5 protein-coding genes are annotated in these 7494 nt (G+C 38.7%); all 5 read left to right on the top strand.

What is annotated here, in order from left to right:
* Nucleotides 1-115 precede the first annotated feature (115 nt).
* Nucleotides 116-1603 (top strand): MDR family MFS transporter, encoded by a 1488-nt coding sequence (locus IKV95_RS02985; RefSeq protein ID WP_069129371.1) that lies wholly within the window; start codon nt 116-118, stop codon nt 1601-1603.
* Nucleotides 1604-1856: 253 nt separating this feature from the next.
* Complete coding sequence (locus tag IKV95_RS02990) at nt 1857-3758, top strand: PTS mannitol transporter subunit IICBA (RefSeq protein WP_069119183.1); 1902 nt, start codon at nt 1857-1859, stop codon at nt 3756-3758.
* Between the two features lie 129 nt (nt 3759-3887).
* The gene (locus tag IKV95_RS02995; RefSeq protein ID WP_029091933.1) at nt 3888-5969 is read left to right on the top strand and encodes a BglG family transcription antiterminator; all 2082 of its coding nucleotides are present in this window, start codon (nt 3888-3890) and stop codon (nt 5967-5969) included.
* Nucleotides 5966-7093, top strand: coding sequence for a mannitol-1-phosphate 5-dehydrogenase (locus IKV95_RS03000; RefSeq protein ID WP_029091932.1), 1128 nt, complete (start codon nt 5966-5968; stop codon nt 7091-7093). Before IKV95_RS02995 ends, IKV95_RS03000 begins: the two co-directional genes overlap by 4 nt.
* Before the next feature lie 255 nt (nt 7094-7348).
* Nucleotides 7349-7494, top strand: a 146-nt coding sequence (locus IKV95_RS03005; RefSeq protein ID WP_287451396.1) for an adenylosuccinate synthetase, incomplete at its 3' end; no start/stop codon positions are given.

Here is a 7494-nt window from a genome sequence, read left to right on the forward strand (position 1 = left end):
TCTAGCTTTTAATCTTATGCAAGATAGAGCCTGACGCGTGTCAGGCTTTTTTATCGTGAAAAATATGATACAATATAGGATTTATAAAGAGTAAAATTAACTTGAGGTGAAAAGAATGACTGATAAAAAAATAAAATTTGTCGTTGTAGGATTGCTACTAGGGATTCTCATGGCAGCGATGGACAATACAATTGTAGCGACTGCGATGGGGACGATTGTCTCCGATTTAGGTGGACTTGACCACTTTGTATGGGTAACAGCTGCTTATATGGTAACGATGATGGCTGGGATGCCAGTCTTTGGTAAGTTATCCGACATGTATGGACGTAAACGTTTCTTCATTTTTGGGATAGTCGTCTTCCTGATTGGATCAGCTTTGTGTGGACTAGCAGATAGCATGATTCAACTTAGTATTTTCCGTGCGATTCAAGGTATAGGTGGTGGGGCTTTAATGCCGATTGCTTTTACAATCGTTTATGATATTTTCCCACCGCAACAACGCGGCAAGATGACTGGGATGTTAGGTGCAGTTTTTGGTTTATCAAGTGTAATGGGGCCGATGTTAGGTGCTTATATTACCGATAATTTCAGCTGGCATTGGGTGTTTTATGTGAATGTGCCAATTGGTATCGTGGTCATTGCACTAATTATGCTCTTCTATAAAGAAAACAATGCACCACAAAAACAAGTCGTTGATTGGTTAGGAGCGGCAACGTTAGTGGTTGCAGTCGTTAGTTTAATGTTTGGCTTAGAGTTAGGCGGTAACACCTTTGCGTGGGATTCAGCCGAAATTATCGCTCTCGCAGTGATATTTGTACTCTTTTCTGGGCTGTTTGTAATGGCGGAGAAACGTGCTGTGGATCCGATTTTACCATTTGGCTTGTTTAAGCGTCGCCTGTTTTTAACAGCACAAATCGCCGCATTATTATATGGGGCAACATTTATTATTCTGACGGTTTATATCCCAATCTTCGTGCAAGCCGTGTATGGCGGGAGTGCAACGAATGCAGGGTTTATTTTAATGCCAATGATGATTGGATCTGTTGTAGGTAGTGCGACAGGCGGAATCTTTTTAACACGTGTGAAATTCCGTCACTTGATGAGTATCTCTGTTGTCGTGTTTTTTATTGGGATGGCGTTGTTATCAACCATTTCAGCTGACACGTCTCGCATCCTTTTAGCGGTTTATATGGCACTGACAGGAATTGGCGTAGGTTTCTCCTTCTCAATTTTACCAACGGCATCGATGCACCAATTGGAACCACGTTTTCGAGGGACTGCCACATCAACTAATTCATTTATCCGTTCGTTCGGTATGACATTAGGTATTGCGATGTTTGGCGCGTTACAATCAAATGTATTTAACACTAAATTAAGTGATAAATTTGTGGGAGCCAAAGTAGACTTAGCTCAGTTTGGTAATACACAGCAGCTGTTTGAATCATCTGCGCGTGCTAAAATACCAACTGAAGTTTTAAATAAAGTGATTGATGCTATGGCCTCAAGTGTGTCAACAATGTTTTTTGTTGCGTTGATTCCAATCGCAATCGCTGCGATTGCCATCTTTATGATGGGAAATGCTAAGGATGGCGAGCAAGAATAATTCTGATGACTAACGACAGAGTATCGAGATGATAACGATACTCAGCTGTTAGACTGAAACAATTTAATATTATTATTTCTGTGTGCTGAGGCGTCTTCTGCTATAGAAGGCGTCTTTTTTATGGAATCACAAGTTTGTCACAACTTGTTGTGACAAACTTGGTCTTACAATAGATTGAATGTCTAGACGTCTCGTTATAAGATTGAACTATGAAAGCGATATCAAATCGTTTAAAAGGGAAGAGGGATGAACAATGGCAAAAGAAAAAGCAAGTGGTAGACAAGGGATTCAAAAGTTCGGTAACTTTTTAAGCTCAATGGTTCTACCTAATATAGGGGCATTCATTGCTTGGGGATTAATTACAGCATTATTTATACCAGATGGTTGGTGGCCAAACAAAGCAATAGCTGAGTTGGTTGGGCCAATGGTCAACTATTTACTTCCGTTATTAATTGGTTTTTCTGGTGGTAAAATCGTCCACGGTCATCGTGGTGGAGTTGTTGGTGCAATTGCAACGATGGGTGTTATCGTTGGATCAGATGTGCCGATGTTCTTAGGTGCAATGATCATGGGACCTCTTGCAGGTTACTTAATGAAAAAATTTGATGCTCTGATTGAAGGGAAAATCAAATCAGGTCTTGAAATGTTAGTGAACAACTTCTCAGCAGGTATCCTTGGTGGTATTTTAGCTGTTATTGGTTTGAAAGGTGTAGGCCCAGTAATGGCAGCACTTAATAACACATTAGCAAGCGCAGTTGATTGGATTGTTAATGCCAACTTATTACCACTAGCTTCAATCTTTATTGAGCCAGGTAAAGTGCTATTCTTAAATAACGCAATTAATCAAGGGATCTTAACACCTTTAGGTGTACAACAAGCTGCAGAATCAGGTAAGTCGGTGTTGTTCTTACTTGAAGCAAACCCAGGACCAGGTTTTGGTATTTTGTTAGCACTTAGCTTATTTGGAACAGGTGCAGCTAAGCGTACAGCTCCAGGTGCAGCAATTATCCAATTTGTTGGTGGTATTCATGAAATCTATTTCCCATATATCTTAATGAAACCCGCATTGCTCATTGCAGCAATCGCAGGTGGTATGAGTGGTGTGTTCACTTTAACACTATTTAATGGAGGTTTAATTGGGCCTGCATCACCAGGTAGTATTTTGGCGGTACTAGCAGCAACACCAAAAGGTTTTGCTAATTACGGTGCAAACCTTGCTGGAGTTATAGTAGCAACAGTGGTTTCTTTTGCTGTCGCAGCACTGATTTTACGCTTTAGTAAAAAATCAGATGAATCAATTGAAGATGCAACAGCTAAAATGAATGCAATGAAAGGTAAAGAAAGTAGCGTTGCAGGTCATTTTACGGATACGAGTTCAACGACAGATTTGAAGGCAGTTAATAAAATCGTATTTGCTTGTGATGCCGGTATGGGTTCAAGCGCAATGGGTGCCTCATTATTACGTAAAAAAGTAAAACAAGCAAAATTAGATATCACAGTAACAAACACGGCGATTTCGCAATTGCCATCAGATGCTCAAATTATTATCACACAACGTGAATTAACACCACGTGCAAAAGATAAGCGGGCAAATGCACTTCATATCTCTGTGGATAATTTCTTAGATAGCCCAGAGTATGATAATTTAATTGAACGTTTAACAGCAACACATACTGAAAGTGAAGCGGTAGAAGAAGCAACACCAGTTAATTCAAGTGCAGCAAATCTTGCAATTTTGAACACTGAAAACGTGTATCTCAATAAAGCTTTTGCTAACAAAGATGAAGCGATTCGATTTGCTGGTGAAAAGTTGGTAGAAAAAGGATATGTCGCAACTGATTATGTAGAAGCGATGATTACTCGCGATAATGACTTATCAACTTATATGGGAAATGAAGTAGCAATTCCACACGGTACTGAAGCGGCTAAACAAGCTGTGAAGAAATCAGGTGTCATTATTGTTCAAGTACCAGAAGGTGTTGATTTTAATGGAAACCAAGTGAAATTAATCTTCGCAATCGCAGGCGCAAACAACGATCATCTTGAAATACTATCAATGATTGCTGAGACGTGTGCAGATATGTCGGAAGTGGATGCAATGGTGATTGCAACGGATAAAGAAACACTCGTTGATCATCTTACAAAAGCGAAATAACAAATAAAAGACTTTGTCGAGCAAGCATCTTCCGATTAACGGAAGGTGCTATGACTCGGATTCGTAAAAATGACAGTGATTGCTGCTAGATGATATACTTTACCGACAGAAAACAGAGGAGGACGTCCAGTGTTTTTAACGACGCGTGAAAAAGTTATCTTAGAGACCTTATTAAAAAACAAATCAGGCAATACGTTGGACTATTTTAGTTCGCAGCTAAAAGTGAGCCGTCGAACTGTACAGCGAGATTTAAAAAATGTGTCTCATACGTTAGCTACTTTTCATCTTTCCTTGAGTAAGACGGAACAAGAATTTCAAATTGCTGGAACGAATGCTAATATGTTTAAATTAGCACAAGAGCTCCATCAAGCTGAAGCGTTAGACCAAACACCCGAAGAAAAAAACTGGTTGTTGTTAAAAATACTTGCGCATCAACAAGAACCTTACAAATTAAGTAGTTTAGCTACGGATGTCGGCGTATCTGTGCAAACGGCTAGTAGTTATTTGGATGTTTTATCTGAATGGTTAACACCCTTACAAGTAAGTGTGGAACGTTATCGAGGTAGCGGTATTCAATTAGTCGGTTTAGAGAAAAATAAGCGACAAGCATTAGCGAACTATCTTTTACAACACTTTGATGAACAATTAGTTGATTTGTTATTGGAACTAGAGCAGGAAAAAACAGAATCGGTTGATTGGTTTGCTTATATTCCTATCGATACAATTAAGCACATTAACTGTTTTGAAAAAAAATATATTGCGGATACCCACTACCAAATGGCAATGAACTCCTATATGCGTTTTTTGATTCAACTTGCGATTACATTACATCGTATTGAGAGTGGCTTCGTTTTAGAAGCACACGAACCGTCTATGCGTTTAACGGATGATGCCTATAAATTTGCGCACAATTTTAAAAAACAGTCGGATGTACCGCTCTCACATGTAGAAGAATATGAAGTTGCTGTTTTATGGCAGAGTGCCGTACAACTCAATGAAACAATGGGCGGTTATGATAGTTTGTTGATTAATCGTTTAGTGCACCAGCTAATTAATAGTGTTTCTGATCAACTGAATGTTGATTTAACGGATGACTTTTCACTTTTTCAAGGTTTATTAGCCCATATGCCATCAGCAATTTTTAGGTTTCAAAATAATATCACTGTATACAATCCTTTATCAGCAGATATTCGTCGCCAGTATCCATTGTTATTTATGGCTATTGAAAAAGCGATACAAGAAGAATTAAATGGCCATGCATTAGCAATTGATGAGATGGCTTATATTGTACTTCATTTTGGTTCAGCGTTAGAAATGAAAAAAGAACAAATCGATATTGCGACATTGATTATCTGTCCGACAGGTATTGGGGCCTCTAAAATGTTAGCCACACGGTTGAAAAAAGAAGTGCCTGAGCTAACGCAACACGCCATTGCTTCGATGACAGATATGCAAAAATTGGATTGGAATGACTACGATATTGTTTTATCGACAGTGCGGTTACAGCATCCACCGAAAGATTATTTGTTAGTTAACCCGTTGCTCTCAATTGAAGATGTACGTTCTGTGCGTCGCTACATTAAAGAGCATTTACCAGTCATAATGGAACAAAAAAAATACCTATCATCAACTCGCGTGGTTGAAGAACAACCCGTGCCGTTGACAGAAGATTTTTCAACATTTATTGGTGAATTAGACAAGACGCTTGCGGCTGTTCATAGTTTGTTAGATGATTTAAAAGTGACGTTTGATACAAGTGGTGTATCTTATGAAAAGATACTCTATCGCATGGTACAAGCGAATGTGAAAATGAAAAAAACGGGCGCCGTAGATCATATTTTTGAACAGCTTATCTGGCGAGAAAAGCAAGGTGGACTAGCGATACCAGATACTAATATGGCATTGTATCACTGTCGACACGAACAAATCTCTGAGCTCTCATTTGCAATTGTTCAAACGCAACAGCCTTATCATCTTAAAGGGATGGATGCACGTGAATGGCCGGTGAATAACTTTATTTTAATGCTGGCACCTGAAAATCTTAGCCAGTCAGAACTTGAAATTGTTAGTATGATCAGTGCCTTGATTATTGAGAGTCCTAAACATATTGCCGTTTTTTCATCAGGGCAAGAAGTTTTGATTCGTAAACAATTAGAACAGGCACTGCAAAAATATATTATAAATAAAACACAAAGGAATGATAAATCATGAAAAAAGCAATTCATTTTGGAGCAGGAAATATTGGGCGTGGATTCATTGGCGCATTGCTAAATGAAGCAAGTTATGAAGTGACCTTTGCCGATTTAAATCAAACCGTTATTGATCAATTAAACACACAAAAACAATACAAAGTTGTTACAGCAGAGCCAACGCCGCAAGAAAGCCTTATTAAACCAGTGGCTGGCTTAAATAGTGGCTCACAAATCACGGAAGTAGAAGACTTGATTGGCGAAGCGACGTTTTTAACAACAGCGATTGGTGCAGGTATTTTACCATTAATCGCACCTGCTATTGCAAAAGCAATCACAAAACGTGTACAACATTCTAGAGAACCTTTGTATGTAATTGCCTGTGAAAACCAAATTTCAGCAACAGATATTTTACGAGATGCTATTTTAGCAGCGGTCGATGCTGAAACGAAAGTGAAAATTAAAGAACATGTTCATTTCTGTAATTCAGCGGTCGATCGTATTGTGCCAGCGCAACCCGAAGGTTTAGGCTTAGATGTAATGGTAGAAGCTTATTATGAATGGGTAGTTGAAAGTAAAACAGCGTTGCCAGAAATTACTGGAATGACAGTTGTTCCTGACCTAGCGCCTTTTATTGAACGTAAATTATTCACTGTTAATACAGGACATGCGGTAACAGCTTACCTCGGTTATGCTAAAGGTTATGCGACAATTGATCAAACATTAGAAGACAAAGCAATTTATGAACAAGTGGAAGCAACCTTAGGTGAAACGGGTGGTTATTTAATTAAACGTTATGGTCTTGATGCGACAGAACATGCCGCTTATATCAAAAAAATTATCCATCGTTTCGAAAACCCACTTTTGGCAGATGGTGTTGATCGTGTAGGACGCTCTCCATTGCGTAAATTGGGTGCTGCAGATCGTCTTGTGCGTCCTGCGGTAGAGGCCGGTAAATTGGGGCTTCCTCATGAAAATTTAGCGAAGGCAATTGTCGCAGCCTTGAAATTTGATGACGCATCTGATGATGAAGCTGTTAAACTACAAAAGATGTTGAAAGAAGAAGGTTTAGATTATGTATTGACAACGGTCTGTGGATTAACACAAACAGATGCATTGTACAAAGAAGTCGTATCTTTCTACTAAAATAACATCCCACCCTATATTAGGATTAGCAATTTGCTATATCTTTAGATAGGGTGTTTTTTTGAATATTTGTCAGATATTTGTCCGTAAAAAGCCTTGCTAATAGTATATGGCTTAAAAGCTGATAGCAAAAGCGAACAGATAGATCGTTAATGCTTAGCATTGTTCGTAAATAGATTGACCACAGACGCTTAATGTTGTAAAATTGAGAGTGGATTTAATGTATATAACAAAATTTTTGAATGAGGTGTTAGAATGTCTTCAGTTGTTGTAGTAGGTACACAATGGGGTGACGAAGGTAAGGGTAAAATCACAGACTTTTTAAGTGAACATGCCGAAATAATTGCACGCTATCAAGGTGGCGATAATGCAGGTCATACAATTAAGTTTGATGGGGAAAC

Origin of the sequence: Brochothrix sp., from assembly GCF_017549435.1 — a bacterium.
GTDB lineage: Bacteria > Bacillota > Bacilli > Lactobacillales > Listeriaceae > Brochothrix > Brochothrix thermosphacta.